The organism is Streptomyces sp. NBC_00335 (assembly GCF_036127095.1).
Taxonomy (GTDB): Bacteria; Actinomycetota; Actinomycetes; order Streptomycetales; family Streptomycetaceae; genus Streptomyces.
The window spans coordinates 1,011,492-1,027,859 of the sequence record NZ_CP108006.1 but is presented as its reverse complement, the minus strand read 5'-3'; the positions used below and the strand labels follow the sequence as shown (position 1 = coordinate 1,027,859).

The 16,368-nt window shown below is 72.6% G+C and carries 14 protein-coding genes and 1 pseudogene; 9 read left to right on the top strand and 6 right to left on the bottom strand.

What is annotated here, in order from left to right; genetic code table 11:
* Positions 1-56: 56 nt before the first annotated feature.
* Positions 57-935, bottom strand: a complete 879-nt coding sequence (locus OHA37_RS04755; RefSeq protein ID WP_266902770.1) for a LysR family transcriptional regulator — start codon at positions 933-935, stop codon at positions 57-59.
* Positions 936-1,029: 94 nt separating this feature from the next.
* On the opposite strand from OHA37_RS04755, the gene OHA37_RS04750 reads away from it, so the two are divergent.
* The 5 genes from OHA37_RS04750 (at position 1,030) to OHA37_RS04730 (ending at position 5,777) form a co-directional block, all read left to right on the top strand.
* On the top strand, positions 1,030-1,734 hold the full coding sequence (locus OHA37_RS04750) for a succinate dehydrogenase cytochrome b subunit (RefSeq protein ID WP_266902768.1): 705 nt from the start codon (positions 1,030-1,032) through the stop codon (positions 1,732-1,734).
* Between the two features lie 2 nt (positions 1,735-1,736).
* Complete coding sequence (locus OHA37_RS04745; protein ID WP_443046113.1) at positions 1,737-3,734, top strand: fumarate reductase/succinate dehydrogenase flavoprotein subunit; 1,998 nt, start codon at positions 1,737-1,739, stop codon at positions 3,732-3,734.
* Positions 3,731-4,477, top strand: a complete 747-nt coding sequence (locus tag OHA37_RS04740; protein WP_266902766.1) for a succinate dehydrogenase/fumarate reductase iron-sulfur subunit — start codon at positions 3,731-3,733, stop codon at positions 4,475-4,477. Before OHA37_RS04745 ends, OHA37_RS04740 begins: the two co-directional genes overlap by 4 nt.
* Positions 4,478-4,674: 197 nt before the next feature.
* A complete protein-coding gene (locus OHA37_RS04735; RefSeq protein ID WP_266902764.1) occupies positions 4,675-5,322 on the top strand; it encodes a hypothetical protein in 648 nt (215 codons plus the stop codon).
* A gap of 89 nt (positions 5,323-5,411) precedes the next feature.
* Complete coding sequence (locus OHA37_RS04730) at positions 5,412-5,777, top strand: cupin domain-containing protein (RefSeq protein WP_266902762.1); 366 nt, start codon at positions 5,412-5,414, stop codon at positions 5,775-5,777.
* Between the two features lie 56 nt (positions 5,778-5,833).
* On the opposite strand, the gene OHA37_RS04725 is transcribed toward OHA37_RS04730, so the two are convergent.
* The 4 genes from OHA37_RS04725 to OHA37_RS04710 form a co-directional block, all read right to left on the bottom strand.
* Complete coding sequence (locus OHA37_RS04725) at positions 5,834-8,233, bottom strand: excinuclease ABC subunit UvrA (protein ID WP_266902760.1); 2,400 nt, start codon at positions 8,231-8,233, stop codon at positions 5,834-5,836.
* A gap of 10 nt (positions 8,234-8,243) precedes the next feature.
* Positions 8,244-9,260: an MsnO8 family LLM class oxidoreductase gene (locus OHA37_RS04720; RefSeq protein WP_266902758.1), complete on the bottom strand. Its 1,017-nt coding sequence runs from the start codon at positions 9,258-9,260 to the stop codon at positions 8,244-8,246.
* Positions 9,261-9,369: 109 nt separating this feature from the next.
* Positions 9,370-10,413, bottom strand: a complete 1,044-nt coding sequence (locus OHA37_RS04715) for a S41 family peptidase (protein ID WP_266902756.1) — start codon at positions 10,411-10,413, stop codon at positions 9,370-9,372.
* 120 nt (positions 10,414-10,533) lie between these two features.
* A complete protein-coding gene (locus OHA37_RS04710; RefSeq protein ID WP_266902754.1) occupies positions 10,534-12,027 on the bottom strand; it encodes a hypothetical protein in 1,494 nt (497 codons plus the stop codon).
* 197 nt (positions 12,028-12,224) lie between these two features.
* Here OHA37_RS04710 and OHA37_RS04705 point away from each other — a divergent pair, with 197 nt between their 5' ends.
* Complete coding sequence (locus OHA37_RS04705; protein WP_266902752.1) at positions 12,225-12,719, top strand: phosphatase domain-containing protein; 495 nt, start codon at positions 12,225-12,227, stop codon at positions 12,717-12,719.
* 289 nt (positions 12,720-13,008) lie between these two features.
* On the opposite strand, the gene OHA37_RS04700 is transcribed toward OHA37_RS04705, so the two are convergent.
* Positions 13,009-13,224, bottom strand: a complete 216-nt coding sequence (locus OHA37_RS04700) for a dodecin (protein WP_266902750.1) — start codon at positions 13,222-13,224, stop codon at positions 13,009-13,011.
* 166 nt (positions 13,225-13,390) lie between these two features.
* Between OHA37_RS04700 and OHA37_RS04695 the strand changes: the two genes are divergently transcribed.
* The 3 genes and pseudogenes from OHA37_RS04695 to OHA37_RS04685 all read left to right on the top strand — a co-directional run.
* Positions 13,391-14,650 carry an extracellular solute-binding protein gene (locus tag OHA37_RS04695; RefSeq protein WP_266902748.1) on the top strand — a complete coding sequence of 420 codons (1,260 nt, stop codon included), beginning with the start codon at positions 13,391-13,393 and terminating at the stop codon, positions 14,648-14,650.
* A 235-nt stretch (positions 14,651-14,885) separates the two neighbouring features.
* Positions 14,886-15,755, top strand: coding sequence for a GNAT family N-acetyltransferase (locus OHA37_RS04690; protein WP_266902746.1), 870 nt, complete (start codon positions 14,886-14,888; stop codon positions 15,753-15,755).
* Positions 15,752-16,333: pseudogene (locus OHA37_RS04685) on the top strand (lysophospholipid acyltransferase family protein); the annotation flags it as partial. The gene OHA37_RS04690 and the pseudogene OHA37_RS04685, both read left to right, overlap by 4 nt.
* Positions 16,334-16,368: the final 35 nt, after the last annotated feature.

Here is a 16,368-nt window from a genome sequence, read left to right as displayed (position 1 = left end):
AACCCGGACCCGCGCCCGGACCCCGGCCAGGGCCTCCTTTCGAGGTCTGAGAGTCCTCAGCCCAGCAGGATCCGCTTCAGCTCCCGGGCCGCCCGCGGAGGCGCCACGTCCGTGCGGTGGGCCAGGGCGATCGTGCGGCGCAAGGGGGAGCCCGTCAGGGGGGTGGCGCGGAGGCCGGAGCCCGCGTGGGCCACCACCATCGCCGGGACCACCGCGATGCCCAGGCCCGCGCGGACGAAGCCCAGTACCGCGTCCATCTCGCCGCCCTCCACCGTGAACACCGGCTCGAAGCCCTCCGCCCGGCAGGCCGCCACCGTCAGGTCCCGCAGGTCGTAGCCGTGCCGGAACATGACCATCGGCTCGTCGCGCAGCGCGGACACCGTGAGCGAACCGCCGCCCGCCGGAGGCGGCAGGGCCGCCGAGGAGACCACCACCAGGTCCTCGGTCAGCAGCTCCACCGTGGTCAGCGCCGGAGCCGAGGGAGGCAGCGGCAGGGCGATCAGCGCCAGGTCCAGGGAGCCGCGCGCGAGCTCCCGTACGAGGTCCAGCGAACCGCTCTCCTCGATCAGCAGCTCGATCCCCGGATGGGCGGTGTGGAAGGCCCGGAGCACGCCCGGCAGCAGGCCGGTGCACAGGCTCGGGGTGGCCCCCAGCCGGATCCGGCCGCGCCGCAGCTGCGCCAGTTCCTGCACCTCCAGCCGCGCGGTGTCCGCGTCCGCGAGGATCCGCCGGGCCAGCGGCAGCAGGGTCTCGCCGGCGTCGGTGAGCGTGATGTTCCCGCGGGCCCGGCTGAAGAGCTCGGCGCCCAGCTCCCGTTCGAGCGCCTTGATCTGTTGTGACAGGGAGGGCTGGGCCACGTGTTCGCGCTCGGCCGCGCGCGTGAAGTGCCGGGTCTCGGCGACGGCGACGAAGTAGACCAGCTGCTGGAACTGCATGACCCCAGGCTAGCGGCTACATAGGCTGAGCCTATCGACTTGAGCTCTGCCATGTCTTGGACCTTTCGGGACCTTCGTCCTTACGGTCAATGTCATGGCTCTGGCAACGCGGACGGATCGACGGCCGTCCACCACGCGCACGCTCTGGGACTCCTCCGTCGGCAAGAAGTCCGTGATGGCCGTCTCCGGCCTGATCATGCTCGGCTACCTCGTCGTGCACATGCTCGGCAACCTCAAGATCTTCTTCGGGGCGGACGAGTTCAACGGCTACGCGCACTGGCTGCGCACCCTCGGCTCGCCCTTCCTGCACCACGAGTGGGCCCTGTGGATCGTCCGCGCGGCCCTGCTCGCGGCCGTCATCGCCCACGGGGTCTGCGCGTACCAGCTCAGCCGCCGCGACATCAAGGCGCGCCCGGTGAAGTACGTCCACAAGCGCCGCCGCGCGAGCTACGCCACCCGCACCATGCGCTGGGGCGGCATCATCCTCGCCCTCTTCATCGTCTGGCACCTGCTCGACCTCACCACGCTCACCGTGAACGAGCGGGCCTGGGCCGGGCATCCGTACGAGAACGTCCTCGCCACCTTCTCCACCTGGTACGGCAACACCATCTACCTCGTGGCCATGGCCGCCCTCGGCCTGCACGTCCGCCACGGCTTCTGGAGCGCCGCCCAGACCCTCGGCGCGGGCAACGCCCGACGGGACAGGACGCTGAAGTTCCTGGCCAACTCCCTCGCCCTCGTCCTCTTCGCGGGCTTCGTGTCCGTCCCCGTCGCCGTCATGACCGGAGTGGTGAGCTGACCATGAGCGAGAACACGAGCAGCAGCGAGATCCTGAGCGAGACCATGCACCACACCGACTACGCCGACTACACCACCGGGGACCCGATCGCCGACGCCAAGGCGCCCGAAGGCCCCATCGCCGAGCGCTGGGACCGCCGCCGCTTCGAGGCCAAGCTGGTCAACCCGGCCAACCGGCGCGGGCACACCGTCATCGTCGTCGGCACCGGCCTGGCCGGCGGCGCCGCCGGCGCCACCCTCGCCGAACAGGGCTACCACGTCGTCCAGTTCTGCTTCTCCGACTCCCCGCGCCGCGCCCACTCCATCGCCGCCCAGGGCGGCATCAACGCGGCCAAGAACTACCGCAACGACGGCGACTCCGTACACCGCCTGTTCTACGACACCGTCAAGGGCGGCGACTTCCGCGCCCGCGAGTCCAACGTCCACCGCCTCGCCCAGATCTCCGTCGAGATCATCGATCAGTGCGTGGCCCAGGGCGTCCCCTTCGCCCGCGAGTACGGCGGCCTCCTCGACACCCGCTCCTTCGGCGGAGTCCAGGTCTCCCGCACCTTCTACGCCCGCGGCCAGACCGGCCAGCAACTGCTGCTCGGCGCCTACCAGGCGCTCTCCCGGCAGATCGCCGCCGGCAACGTCGAGATGCACGCCCGCACCGAGATGCTCGACCTGATCACCGTCGACGGCGTGGCCCGCGGCATCGTCGCCCGGGACCTGGTCACCGGCAAGATCGACACCTACTACGCGGACGCCGTCGTCCTCGCGAGCGGCGGCTACGGCAACGTCTTCTACCTCTCCACCAACGCCATGAACTCCAACGCGACGGCCGTCTGGCGGGCCCACCGGCGCGGCGCGTACTTCGCCAACCCCTGCTTCACCCAGATCCACCCCACCTGCATCCCGCGCACCGGCGACCACCAGTCCAAGCTCACCCTGATGAGCGAGTCCCTGCGCAACGACGGCCGCATCTGGGTCCCCAAGGCCAAGGGCGACAACCGCCCCGCCGCCGAGATCCCCGAGGCGGAGCGCGACTACTACCTGGAGCGGATCTACCCCTCCTTCGGCAACCTCGTGCCCCGCGACATCGCCTCCCGCGCCGCCAAGAACGTCTGCGACGAGGGCCGCGGCGTCGGCCCCGGCGGCCAGGGCGTCTACCTCGACTTCGCCGACGCCATCCGCCGCATGGGCAAGGAGAAGGTCGCCGAGAAGTACGGCAACCTCTTCGACATGTACGAGCGGATCACCGCGGAGAACCCGTACGAGGTCCCCATGCGGATCTATCCCGCCGTGCACTACACGATGGGCGGACTGTGGGTCGACTACGACCTGCAGACCACCGTCCCGGGGCTGTTCGCGATCGGCGAGGCCAACTTCTCCGACCACGGCGCCAATCGCCTCGGCGCCTCCGCCCTCATGCAGGGCCTCGGCGACGGCTACTTCGTGCTGCCCTCCACCATCAACGACTACCTGGCCCGCCATCCGCACCGGGACACCGTCGACGACACCCACCCCGAGGCCGCGGCCGCCGTACGCGAGACCCGCGACTGCCTCGCCAAGCTGCTCGCCGTCGACGGGGACCGCACGCCCGACTCCTTCCACCGGGAGATCGGCGAACTGATGTGGGAGTACTGCGGGATGGCCCGCACCGAGGAGGGCCTGCGGAAGGCCCTCGCCCGGATCCCCGAGATCCGCGAGGAGTTCTGGCGGCGGATCAAGGTGCCGGGCAGCGGCGAGGAGTTCAACCAGTCGCTGGAGAAGGCCAACCGCATCGTCGACTACCTGGAGCTCGCCGAGCTGATGTGCCTCGACGCCCTCCACCGCGCCGAGTCCTGCGGCGGTCACTTCCGCGAGGAGTCCCAGACCCCGGACGGCGAAGCCGCCCGCCGCGACGAGGAGTTCGGGTACGCGGCCGCCTGGCAGTACACCGGAACCGGCGCCGCCCCCGTCCTGCACAAGGAAGACCTCGTCTTCGAGTACGTCCACCCCACCCAGCGGAGCTACGCATGAAGCTCACCCTGCGCGTCTGGCGCCAGAAGAACGCCGACGCCCCCGGCGCGATGGCCTCGTACGAGGTCGACGGCATCTCGGAGGGCATGTCCTTCCTCGAAATGCTCGACACCCTCAACGAGGACCTCATCCTCGGCGGAGAGGACCCGGTCGCCTTCGACCACGACTGCCGCGAGGGCATCTGCGGCGCGTGCAGCCTCGTCATCAACGGCGACGCCCACGGGCCGGAGCGCACCACGACCTGCCAGCTCCACATGCGCTCCTTCGACGACGGCGACACCATCGACGTCGAGCCCTGGCGGGCCTCGGCCTTCCCCGTGGTGAAGGACCTCGTCGTCGACCGCGGGGCCCTCGACCGGGTCATCCAGGCCGGCGGCTACATCACCGCCCCGACCGGCGCCGCCCCCGAGGCGCACGCCACGGCCGTCCCCAAGCCCGACGCCGACTACGCCTTCGAGCACGCCGAGTGCATCGGCTGCGGAGCCTGCGTGGCGGCTTGCCCCAACGGCTCCGCGATGCTCTTCACCTCCGCCAAGGTCAACCACCTGAACGTGCTCCCGCAGGGCTCGCCGGAGAGGGAGACCCGGGTCCTGGACATGGTGGCCACCATGGACGCCGAGGGCTTCGGAGGGTGCACCCTCACCGGCGAGTGCGCCACGGCCTGCCCGAAGGGCATCCCGCTGCCGTCGATCGCCGCCATGAACAAGGAGTGGCTGCGGGCCGTCCGCCGAGGTCCCCGCTGACCTGCGGATTCACCTGCGGATTCCGGGAAGCTGCGGCGGCGCGCGGCCGCGAACCGTCCGAGCGCGGCCACGAACCGTCCGCGGATGACCGTCAACCGTCCGCGCACGACCGCGACGCGTCCGCCGATCGGATGATCGCAGCGGCCCCCGCCGCGCCGTGACCGGTCGCCCTCCCGGGCATGGGTGACAGTGGGCGCATGCCTCAAGCCCCCGCCGGATCCGGCCCGCGTCGCCGTACCGTGCTGGCCGCCGCCCTCGCCCCGCTGGCGGCGGCCGGCTGCGCCGCGGAGGAGCGGGCCCCCGCGCCGCGCCCCGGCCCCGAGGCCGCCAAGGACGCGCTGGTCATGGTCATCCGGCACGCGGAGAAGCCGTACGCCGGGGACACCGGCGAGGACGACGACGGCAACGAGGACCCCGGGTTCCTCGCCGTCCGGGGCCGGCGCCGTGCCCAGGAACTGCCCACCCTCTTCCCGCCGACCCGGGGCGCCGCCCTGCCCCGTCCCGGAGCCGTCTTCGCGACCGGCGGCAAGGCGGGGGCGCCCGCGCGGTGCCGCCAGACCGTCGAGCCGCTCGCCACCGCACTGGGTACGCCCGTCCGCGCCGAGTTCGCGGTCGGAGCCGAGCCCGCCCTGGCCCGGGCGGTGCTGGCGGCGCGGATGCCCGTCCTGGTCTGCTGGGAGCACCAGGGGATGCCCCGGCTGATCCGGGGCCTCGGAGCGCAGGACGTACTGGGGCTCCCGGCCGCCTGGCCCGACCGCTACGACCTGGTGTGGATGTTCACCCGGAGGCAGGGCGTCTGGGCCTTCCGCGAGCTCCCGCAGCACCTGCTCCAAGGCGACGCGTAGCGGTCCCGTACGCCGGGAGGCGGTCGCGCGGTACGGGCGTACGCTGAGAAGTGGACTCGGGGCAGTCGTGCGCCGGAGGGTGGACGATCATGTCAGGAATCGTGCGGCGGGGTTTCGATTCCGCCGATGAGACACGTCCGTTCGAGGACGGCATGGGCAGGCTCGACCTGCTCAACACCGAGCAGGGACCCGTGGGGCGGGCCGTGTTCGAGCCCGGATGGCAGTGGTCGAAGCACGTCAAGCCCATCGCGGGGACCGACAGTTGCGAGGCGCCCCACGTGGGCTACATCGTCAGCGGCCGGATGAAGATCGTCATGGACGACGGGGAGAGCACCGAGACCCAGCCGGGGGACTTCATCCAGATCGCTCCCGGCCACGACGCGTGGGTGCTCGGCGACGAGCCGTGCGTCGTTCTCGACTGGCAGGGATACGGGGACTACGCCAAGCGCACCTGAATCCGCCGGCCACGTGATCGTGCGCCGCGCGGGCCGGGTCCCGTGAACCACCGCGACTAGCCCCGTACGGCGAGGGCCCGCGCCAGATAGGCCGCCGTAAGGCTGTCCGTGGCGCGGGCCACCTCGGCCGGGGTGCCCGCGGCCACCACCCGGCCGCCGTCCGCGCCGCCGCCGGGCCCGAGGTCGATGACCCAGTCGGCGCCCGCCACCACGGCCATGTCGTGCTCCACGACCACCACCGAATGTCCGGCGTCCACCAGGCCGTGCAACTGCCGCAGCAGCACCGTGACATCGGCCGGGTGGAGCCCGGTCGTCGGCTCGTCCAGCAGGTACAGGGTGTGGTCGCGGCGCACGCGCTGGAGCTCCGTGGCCAGCTTGATGCGCTGCGCCTCGCCGCCCGACAGTTCCGTGGCGGGCTGTCCGAGGCGCAGGTACCCCAGGCCGATGTCCGACAGTGCGCCGAGGCTGCGGGCCGCCGCCGGCACCCCGGCGAAGAAGGAGGCCGCCGCCTCCACCGTCAGGGCGAGCACCTCCGCGATGTTCAGCCCGGAGTAACGGACCTCCAGGGTCTCGGAGTTGTACCGGGCCCCCGCGCACTCCGGGCAGGGGGCGTACGTACTGGGCAGGAACAGCAGCTCCACCGAGACGAAGCCCTCGCCCTGGCAGGACTCGCACCGCCCGCCCGGCACGTTGAAGGAGAAGCGGCCCGCCTTCCAGCCCCGCGCCTTCGATTCCGGCGCTGCCGTGAAGATCCGGCGGACCACGTCGAACAGCCCCGTGTACGTGGCCAGGTTGGAGCGCGGGGTCCGGCCGATCGGCTTCTGGTCCACCTCCACCAGCCGCCGCACCGGGAACTCCGGCTCCGCCAGCCGCTCGTGGACCTCCCGCGCGAGCACCTGGCCCACCAGCGTGGACTTTCCGGACCCCGACACCCCCGTCACCGCCGTGAACACACCGAGGGGGAACTCGGCCGCCAGGTCCCGCAGGTTGTGCCGGTCGACACCGCTGAGCCGGACGGACCCGGTCGCCTTGCGTGCGGCCCCCGAGCGTGATTCCCGGGCCCGCTGCCCCCCGAACAGGTACCGGGCCGTCGCCGAGTCCGCCACCTCCGCCAGAGCCTGCGGGGGCCCGCTGTGCAGCACCCGTCCGCCGTGCTCCCCGGCCAGCGGGCCGACGTCGACCAGCCAGTCCGCGTGCCGCACCACGGCCAGGTCGTGCTCCACCACGAACACCGTGTTCCCGGCCTCCTTGAGCCGGTCCAGGACGCCGAGCAGCGCCTCCGTATCGGCCGGGTGCAGCCCGGCCGAAGGCTCGTCCAGCACGTACACCACACCGAACAGTCCCGAACGCAACTGCGTGGCCAGCCGCAGCCGTTGCAGCTCGCCCGCCGACAGGGTCGGGGCGCCGCGGTCCAGGCTCAGGTACCCCAGCCCCAGCTCCGTGACCGGGCCGATCCGGGAGCGCAGGTCCTCCGTGAGCACGCGGGCCGCCTCGCCGCCGCCGTGCTCGGCGGCCAGTACCCCGTCCAGCTCCGTCAGCGCCAGCGCCGCCAGCTCCGCGATCGTGCGTCCCGCGAAGGTCACGGCCAGCGCCTCCGGACGCAGCCGCCTGCCCCCGCACACCGGGCACGGCGAATCGGTGAGGAACTTCTCGGCGCGGGCCCGCAGGGTGAGGCTCTTGCTGTCGGCGAAGGTGCGCATGACGTACCGGTGGGCGCTCATGTACGTGCCCTGGTAGGGGCGCTGGATCCGGTCGGCCTCCCGTACCGGATGCACCGTCACCACCGGCTGCTCCTCGGTGAACAGGATCCACTCGCGGTCCGCCGCCGCAAGCTCCCGCCACGGAGCGTCCACGTCGTGGCCGAGTGCCTCCAGGATGTCGCGCAGGTTCTTGCCCTGCCAGGCGCCCGGCCAGGCCGCGATGGCACCCTGACGGATCGACAGGCTCCGGTCCGGGACGAGCAGTTCCTCGCTGGTGCGGTGCACGCGGCCGAGCCCGTGACAGGAAGGACAGGCCCCGGCAGCGGTGTTGGGGGAGAAGGCGTCGGAGTCCAGGCGCTCGGCGCCCGGTGGGTAGGAGCCCGCCCGCGAGTACAGCATGCGCAGCGAGTTCGACAGCATGGTCACCGTCCCGACCGAGGACCGGGAGCCGGGGGAGGAGCGCCGCTGCTCCAGCGAGACGGCCGGCGGGAGACCGGTGACGGAGTCGACCTTCGGCGCACCGATCTGGTGGATCAGGCGGCGTGCGTACGGGGCCACGGACTCGAAGTAGCGGCGCTGGGCCTCGGCGAAGAGCGTGCCGAAGGCCAGCGAGCTCTTCCCGGACCCGGAGACCCCGGTGAAGACGGTCAGCGCGTCCCGCGGGATGTCCACGTCGATCCCGCGCAGATTGTGCTCCCGGGCACCGCGGACACGGACGTAGGGATCGTGGGCGTGCGGGGAGGCGGGCTGGCGCATTCGTCCTAGTTTAGTGTCCGGAGCCGGCGGACCGCTCCGTGAGGCCGGTGAGCCGGGCGAGCCGGCCGAAGGAGTCCAGCAGCGCCGTCCGGTCGTACGTGGACGTCGTGACCAGCAGCTCGTCCGCGCCGGTCAGCTCCGCGACCTCGGACAGCTCCGCCGCGACCTGCTCCTCGGTGCCGTGGATGTGCCCCGCGAGGGCGCCCTCGTACAGCTCCCGCTCCTTGGGGCTCATGGCGAGGGCCTCGATCTCCTCGGCGGGGCGGAGCGGCGGGAAGCTGCCCCGGGTGCGGGAGTACGCGGCCGCCCAGGCCTCGGGAACCAGGATCCGTCGGGCGGCCTCGGCGGTGGCGGCCACCGCGACCGTCCCGGACGCCACGACGTACGGCCGCGCTCCCCAGGGGGAGGGCCGGAACTCCTCGCGGTACGCCGTGATGATCTCCGCGACCCGCGCCCGGGCCCGTAGGTCCCCGACGACCAGGGGCAGTCCGGCGCGGGCCGCGATCCCCGCCCCCTCGCCGGTGGCCAGCACGTAGGCCGGGATCCGCATCCCCTCCGCGGGCCGGGCGTGCACCTCGGGGTGCGCCTGCTGGGAGCCGTCGAACCAGCCCAGCAGCTCCGCGAGCTGCTCCTCGAACCGGTCGGCGTCGGCGGTGGCCCGCCCGAGCGCGCGGCGGATTCCGCCGGTGAAGCCGACCGAGCGGCCGAGCCCCATGTCGATGCGGCCGGGGAAGAGCGATTCCAGGACCCCGAACTGCTCCGCGACGACGAGGGGCTGGTGGTTGGGCAGCATCACACCGCCGGTGCCGACGCGGATCCGGGCCGTCGCCCCGGCCACGGCGGCGGCGAGCACGGTGGGAGCGGACCCGGCGACCCCTGGCACGCTGTGGTGCTCGGAGACCCAGAACCTGCGGTATCCGAGCCGCTCGGCGGTGCGCGCGAGCTCCACGGTGTCGCGCAGGGCCTGAGGGGCGGGGTGCCCCTCGCGGGTGCGGGACCGGTCGAGTATCGAGAGTGTGCGGATCACACCGTGGTCAACGCGTGGAGGGCGTCAGGATTCCCCGTAGGTCAGGATTGCCCGCACGTCAGGAGTCCCCGCGCGTCAGGAGTCCCCGCGCGTCAGGATCGCCTGTGCGTCAGGAGTCCCCGGGTGTCCGGGCGGGGGTGGTCCGGTCGCGAAGCCAGCGGGCTGCCGCCTCGAGTGTCCGGTCCTGGCCGCTGCCGAGGTCGCGGGTGTCGTCCGGGACCTCCTCGTCGGGCGGGAGGGGGCCGTTGTGGATCCGGCCCGTGCGATCGGCTTCCCGGGCCTGCGTGAGGAGGACGAGCGCGCCGTCCGGGAGGGCATGGGAGTCGTTGCCCGTGGGGACGCCTCGGGTGGCCTGGCCGAAGCTGCGGGTGTCGGGGCGGCCGCGGAAGGCGATGACCACCGCCTCGGCGGCGCTCGCGGTCCGGCTGCTCGTGAGCACCGCCACGGGGGGAGCCGCCTGCGCCAGCGGCTCGGCCGGGCCCCAGGTGGCGAGGTACTGGCGCGGCGTACCGTTCTCGATCGTCCACGGGGTCCGCTTTCCGTCGGCCTCCACGAACGCTCCGGTGTCCCCGTCGCCCAGGACGGCCCCCACCGCGGCCAGCGGGCCCCACATGTCCCCGCCCGTGTTGCTGCGCAGGTCCACGATCCACCCGCGGGCCCCCCGTCCGTCGGCCTCCGCGACGGCCTGCCGTGCCTGCTTCACGTAGGCCGCGGCGGCCCGGTCGGACGACACCGCCGGGAGGGACAGGTAGCCGATGGAACCGGCGAGCACCCTTGCCTCCGGCAGTGCGGAGGAGCCGGGTGCAGGGCTCAGGGCCTGCTCGGCCTCTTGCGGGGTCATGAATTGGCTGTGCCGGTCGCCCAGGGTGCGCAAGGCCTCCCTGACGGCCCCGTACGTGTCGGCGGGGACCTGCGCGCTCCCCGCCCGGGCGAAGGCCTCGCGGCGTACGGCGGGCCAGTCGGCGTCCGCCGCGAAGAGCGAGTTGTCCTCCATGACGTCCAGCGCGGTGGTGAGGTACCCGCGCGCCCCCGACGACATCGCCGTTCCCTCTGCCCGGTGCGGACCGGCGCAGCCTGTCGCCGCGAGGAGGGCCACCGCTGCCGCCGCGATCAGCCGTCGGCGGGCCACGGGCTTCGGGGTTCGGGTCTTCATGCGGATCAGCCGTTCTCTCGCGGGCCGTCTGCTCCACGAGGTTCGCCCAGTTCAGGCCAAAGATACCGAAGGCCCCGACGAACCCACCGGTCCGCTTCTCGCCCGGCTACCCCACAGAGGTCATGCCCGCCGTCCCCGCATGGCCACCAGCTGCCGGACCACCTCGGGATCCAATGCGGGGTTCGCCGCGGCCGCGTGGGCCAGTTCCTCGTCGTCGAGGAGTTCCAGCAGCCGGGGCCGCGGAAGGTTCGGGTGGCGTGCCAGCGCCGCGCGCACGGCCGGGTCCGGGTCCCGGGTGAGGCGCTCCACGGTTTCCGGCGCGGTGTCGGGGTCGCGGGCGGCCAGGGCGCGGACCTCGGGGTCCTGGTGGTCGGCGAAGGCCGCCAGGCCGGTCGTGGGAAAGTTCGGCCGGGTGGTGAGGTGCGCGCGCTCGTGGCCGGTGTATTCGAGGAAGCTGCGCAGCAGGAGCGGGGCCGGCGCGTCCGGATGGTTCTGGGCCAGCAGGACGCGTACGCCGAGATCCTCGTCGGAGGCCAGGCGTTCCAGGAGGTCGGGCGGCAGAGTCCGCTCCATGGCCGCTTTCCGGCGCAGCAGCGGGTGACCGGAGTCCGCGTCCCGGCGGACGTGCCGCGGGTTCCTGGGCACGGTGGGTCCGCGCCACGCGTGGAAGCAACCGTCCATGGGGGTCTCGTAGTCGATCGCCGCCCGTTCCTCCTCGCTCAGCTCGGGGTGCACGGACAGGGCGAGCCGCACCTCCGGATCAGGGTCCACGGCGAGCGCGCGGCGCTCGGCGGGTCCGAGGTCCGTGCGGTGCGCGATGTGCTCGCGCACCGCGGGATCCGGATCGCCGGCCAGGAGGACCACCACGTCGGCGGGCAGGCTGGGGTTGCCGGCGATGGCCGCCCGTTCCTCCTCGGCGACCGGAGCGGTCAGGACGTTGTCCACGACGGTTCTGCTCAGGGCCCGGTGCATCAGAATGTCCCAGCGTGCGTGGCACGTCCGGTCGGGCAGCTCGCGCTCCACCCACGCCGGATCCCGGGATTGCGCGGACCTCCGCGCGCTCTCCCGGACGTCCTGGTCGGGATCGGCCAGCAGCGCGGCCTGGATCTCGGCGGGCAGCTGGTCCCACCTGCCGACGCCCCAGCGGCGGACCTGCGCGACCGGATGGGTGGGCATGGACCGCTCCAGCGCGGTGGAGATCTGCCGGTAGAGGGTGCCGTGCAGGATGTCGTTGTCGTACGTGCTGATCATGTGGACGACGACCTCGTCGGGCAGTGGTCTGCACACGCCACCCGCAGGCAATCTGGGTGCCTCGGCGAGGTGGGCGCGGACGAACCACTCCGGATCGTCCACCAGCCGTGCCCGCTGGGCCGGGTCGACGTGGGGGTTGCGGGCGAAGAAGCTACGGGTACGGGTGTCAGGGTGCTGGAGCACGGCCTCGACGACGGCGTCGGGCAGGATCCGGTCTCGGCACAGCACCATGTGTACGGCCGGCGGACCGTCGGCGAGCAGACGCAGCAGGACGTCCTCCGGAGAGGCCGGGTTGAGGGCCACTCCGGCGAGCCGACGCGCGGGCAGGTCGGCGGCCTCCCAGATGTCCTCAGGCGTAGGCATGTGTGGCAACCCCCGTGTGTCAGCAGGCCCCCCTGGACCACCGGGCCACGACCCTACCGGGCTCGGCCGGCTACGGGCCGAGCCCGATCGATGCCGGCCGGCCGGCTGCCCCGCCCTGATGCGCCCATGGAAGGCCCTTGGCGCCGCCACCGGGAATCCCGCGCCGTCCGGAAGTCGTCGCTGCTTAGGCTGGCGGGGTGACCGAGACTCAGAACCGCAGGCCCCTGGCCGTCTTCGACATCGACAACACCCTGGCCGACACCGCCCACCGCCAGCACTTCCTGGAGCGCCGGCCGCGCGACTGGAGCGGGTTCTTCGGTGCGGCTCCGGCCGATCCGCCGCTCGCCCGCGGGATCGCGCTCGCGGTGGAGAGCGCGGCCGACTGCGAGGTCGTCTACCTCACCGGCCGTCCGGAGCGGTGCCGCGCGGACACGGAGGACTGGCTCGTCCGCAACGGGCTGCCCGAGGGACGGCTGTGGATGCGCGGGAACCAGGACCGGCGGCCCGCCCGGACGACCAAGCTGGAGGTCCTCCGGCGGATCTCGCGGGGCCGCGAGGTGCGGATGCTGGTGGACGACGACGAGCTGGTGTGCCAGGCGGCGCGCGCGGCGGGCTTCCGCGTGGTCGTGGCCGACTGGGCGGCGGACGCGCCGGAGCTCAAGGACGCGCAGGAGGGGGAAGGGCGCACCTGAGCGCGGCCCGTCGGCATGCTCCCACGGCCCGCCCGGCGCAGGGCGGAGCGGGGCGGTCGAGCCGGACGCCGGACGGGCCCGCGGCACCCGCAGGCGCACGGACGGGTCCGTCACAACCGCAGGCGCGCGGACGGTTCCGCGGTGCCCGTGGTGCCCGTGGTGCCCGCGAGCGCCCGAGGGGCCCGGGCGCTCGCGGGGCCCCGGGCGTCCCGTAGGGGGTCCGTAGAGGCACTGAGGGCCCCGCAGAGCCCCGAGCAGACGAGCCTCAGGCCCTCAGGCCCTCAGGCCCTCAGGCCTCGGCGTCGAGACGGAAGCCGACCTTGATCCCCACCTGGTAGTGCGCGATCTCGCCGTTCTCGATGTGGCCCCTGATTTGGACGACTTCAAGCCAATCCAGATTGTGGAGCGTCTCGCCCGCGCGGGCGACGCCGTTGCGGATGGCTTGGTCGATGCCCTCGTGGGACGTGCCCACGATCTCGGTCACCCGGTACGTGTGATTGGACATGGGGGTCTCCCGACACTGGGTGGCTGTTGCCTTGTTCTACGGTGCCCCAGTAAGTCCGGGTCCGCGAGCTATGCGTGAACAATCCATAGCGATACCCCCTTGACCCACCCATTGGTCTATGCCAATTTCAAGCCATCTGAGATTCATACCCAGAAGGTGACCCCTCGTGAAGATGCGCTTCCTTGTCGTGTCCACCGCTCTCGCGGCCGCGGCCGCCCTCACGGGCTGCAGTCTCAACGGGTCGGGCGGAGGTCCGCAGAGGGTGACGCTCTGGCTGATGAAGGGCAGCGCCTCCGACGAGTTCATAGGCCAGTTCACCAGCACCTTCGAGAAGGAACACCCGGGCGTGGACCTCGAAGTGAAGATCCAGGAGTGGAAGGGCATCGGCGACAAGGTCAACGCCGTCCTGTCCGGCAAGAGCGAGGAGGGCGCCGACGTCATCGAGGTCGGCAACACCCAGGTCGCCCAGTACGTCGAGGGCGGCGGCGTCTCCGAACTCACCCTGGAAGCCCTGCGCGAGTGGGAGGGCAAGGACTGGCTGAAAGGCCTCTCCGAACCCGGCAAGGTCAACGGTGCCCAGTTCGGAGTCCCGTGGTATGCCGCCAACCGCGTGGTGATCTACAACAAGGACCTCTTCGCGAGCGCCGGGGTCAAGGCGCCGATCAGAACCCGCCAGGAATGGATCCAGTCCACGCAGAAGCTCAACAAGGGTGCCCAGCAAGGTATTTACCTCGCCGGGCAGAACTGGTACGTCCTCGCCGGGTTCGTCTGGGACGAGGGCGGCGAGCTCGCCGTCGAGAGCAACGGCCAGTGGTTCGGCACCCTCGACGAGGAGAAGGCCCTGGCCGGAATGGAGTTCTACAAGCAGCTCCAGGCCCTCGGTGACGGCCCCAAGGACGCCGACGAGGAGACGCCCCCGCAGTCCGACGTCTTCGCCCGCGGCGGGATCGCCCAGATCATCGCCCCGCCCGGCCAGGTCGCCGCCATCGAGGCCGCGAACCCGGACCTCAAGGGCAAGCTCGGCTTCTTCCCGATCCCTGGCAAGACCGCCGACAAGGTGGGCTCGGTCTTCACCGGCGGCTCGGACCTGATCATTCCCGAGAAGACGAAGCAGCGTAAGCACGCCGTCGACGTGATCACGGCCCTGGTCAGCGAGAAGTGGCAGACCGAGCTCGCCCGCACGATGAGCTACGTGCCCAACAAGACCACCCTCGCGCACGTGGTCCAGGGCAACGACGGCGCCACGGCGATGGCCCCCGGCGCCGCCCAGGGCCGCGCCACGCCGCAGTCCCCCCGCTGGGCCGAGGTGGAGGCCGAGAACCCGATCAAGCCCTTCATGACGGCCGTCCTCACCGGCCAGGACCCGCAGAGGGCGGCGAAGGCGGCCTCGGACACCATCAGCAAGGTCCTCAGCTCAGACCGCTGATCCCGGGCGCGAAGGGCGCGAGAGGGCGGTGGGGGCGGTGGGAGAGGTGGGGAGGGCGGGGGGAGGGCTCCGCAGGGCTCGGGAGGGGGGCGGAGAGGCCTGCCCGCCAAGTTCAGCGTCCGCACATCCAAGGGCCGCGAAGCGGCCATGTCGAATCCAGCCGGTCACGGAAGAAGTAAAGAAGCCAGGCCACACACCTGCCGGCCTGGCTTCCCGTGCCGGACCAGGAGCCGTCATGACCATCGCCCCCCTGTACCCGTCCGTCCTTCCCGCCGCGTCCTCCTCCGCGTCCTCCTCCGCTCCCGCCCCCGCCCCCGCTCCCGCCCCTGCCTTCACCCCTTCCGCGGCGCCCGCCCCGCGCGCCGAGGAAGCCCCCGCACCCCGCTACGCCGTCCGCATCGCCCGCAACGAGGACGAGGTGCGCGCCGCCCAGCGGCTGCGCCACCAGGTCTTCGCCGGAGAGCTCGGCGCCCGTCTCGACGGACCGGAGCCGGGTCTGGACTCCGACGCCTTCGACGCCTACTGCGACCACCTCCTCGTCGTGGACGAGGAGACCGAGCAGGTCGTCGGCACCTACCGGCTGCTGCCCCCCGAGCGCGCCGCCGTCGCCGGACGCCTCTACTCCGAGGGCGAGTTCGACCTCTCCGCCCTCGCTCCCATCCGCCCCGACCTGGTCGAGGTGGGCCGCTCCTGCGTCCACCCCGACCACCGCAACGGCGCCGTCATCGCCCTCATCTGGGCCGGCCTCGCCCGCTACATGGACCGCTCCGGGCACAACTGGCTCGCCGGCTGCTGCTCCATACCGCTCTCCGACGGCGGGGTGCTGGCCGCCGCCACCCGGGAGAACGTCCTCACCCGCAGCCTCGCCCCCGTCGAGTACCGGGTCACCCCGCACCTCCCCTGGAGCCCCGGAGGCATCGACTTCCCCGGCCGGATGGAACTGCCCCCGCTGCTGCGCGGCTACCTGCGTCTGGGTGCCTGGGTCTGCGGCGAGCCCGCCCTGGACGCCGAGTTCGGCTGCGCCGACCTGTACGTCCTGCTCTCCCTGCGGCGCACCAACCCCCGCTACCTCAAGCACTTCCTCTCGCTCGCCCCGGGCGCATGAGCGCCTGGCTCCCGACCTCGCCCTGCACTCCCGCGGTCTGCGCCGCCCATGAGGGGCGCACCGCGAGCGTGCCGCGCGCGGTACTGCGCCTCGCCGGCGCCGTCGCCCTGATCCTGCTCGGGATCCTGGGAGCCCCGCCGCTGAGGCTGCTGCCGGAACGGCACCGGCACGTGGTGGTACGGGCCTGGGCCGCGGCCCTGCTGGGCGCCTTCGGCCTGCGGATCACCGTGCACGGGACCCCCGGCCCCGGCGGTGGCCGGCTGATCGTCGCCAACCACATCTCCTGGCTGGACATCCCGCTCGTCGCCGCCGTCCTGCCCTCCCGGATGCTGGCCAAGAGCGACATCCGCAGCTGGCCGGTCCTCGGGCCGCTCTCCCGGCAGGCCGGCACCCTCTTCATCGAACGCGAGCGCCTGCGCACCCTGCCCGCCACCGTCGAAGCCCTCGGCCGGGCCCTGCTCGCCGGCGACCGCGTCACCGTCTACCCCGAGGGCTCCACCTGGTGCGGACGGGTCCAAGGCCCCTTCCGGCGCGCCGCGTTCCAGGCCGCACTGGACGCGCGGGTGCCCGTGCAGCCCGTACGGATCAGCTACCTGCTCGACGACGGGGGGCC

What these genes read in the sequence shown, in the direction of transcription:
- OHA37_RS04755 (WP_266902770.1), bottom strand. Translation starts at nt 935, where the DNA reads ATGCAGTTCCAGCAGCTGGTCTACTTCGTCGCCGTCGCCGAGACCCGG.
- OHA37_RS04690 (WP_266902746.1), top strand. Translation starts at nt 14,886, where the DNA reads ATGACCATCGCCCCCCTGTACCCGTCCGTCCTTCCCGCCGCGTCCTCC.
- OHA37_RS04750 (WP_266902768.1), top strand. Translation starts at nt 1,030, where the DNA reads ATGGCTCTGGCAACGCGGACGGATCGACGGCCGTCCACCACGCGCACG.
- OHA37_RS04740 (WP_266902766.1), top strand. Translation starts at nt 3,731, where the DNA reads ATGAAGCTCACCCTGCGCGTCTGGCGCCAGAAGAACGCCGACGCCCCC.
- OHA37_RS04710 (WP_266902754.1), bottom strand. Translation starts at nt 12,027, where the DNA reads ATGCCTACGCCTGAGGACATCTGGGAGGCCGCCGACCTGCCCGCGCGT.
- OHA37_RS04700 (WP_266902750.1), bottom strand. Translation starts at nt 13,224, where the DNA reads ATGTCCAATCACACGTACCGGGTGACCGAGATCGTGGGCACGTCCCAC.
- OHA37_RS04730 (WP_266902762.1), top strand. Translation starts at nt 5,412, where the DNA reads ATGTCAGGAATCGTGCGGCGGGGTTTCGATTCCGCCGATGAGACACGT.
- OHA37_RS04735 (WP_266902764.1), top strand. Translation starts at nt 4,675, where the DNA reads ATGCCTCAAGCCCCCGCCGGATCCGGCCCGCGTCGCCGTACCGTGCTG.
- OHA37_RS04715 (WP_266902756.1), bottom strand. Translation starts at nt 10,413, where the DNA reads ATGAAGACCCGAACCCCGAAGCCCGTGGCCCGCCGACGGCTGATCGCG.
- OHA37_RS04745 (WP_443046113.1), top strand. Translation starts at nt 1,737, where the DNA reads ATGAGCGAGAACACGAGCAGCAGCGAGATCCTGAGCGAGACCATGCAC.
- OHA37_RS04725 (WP_266902760.1), bottom strand. Translation starts at nt 8,233, where the DNA reads ATGCGCCAGCCCGCCTCCCCGCACGCCCACGATCCCTACGTCCGTGTC.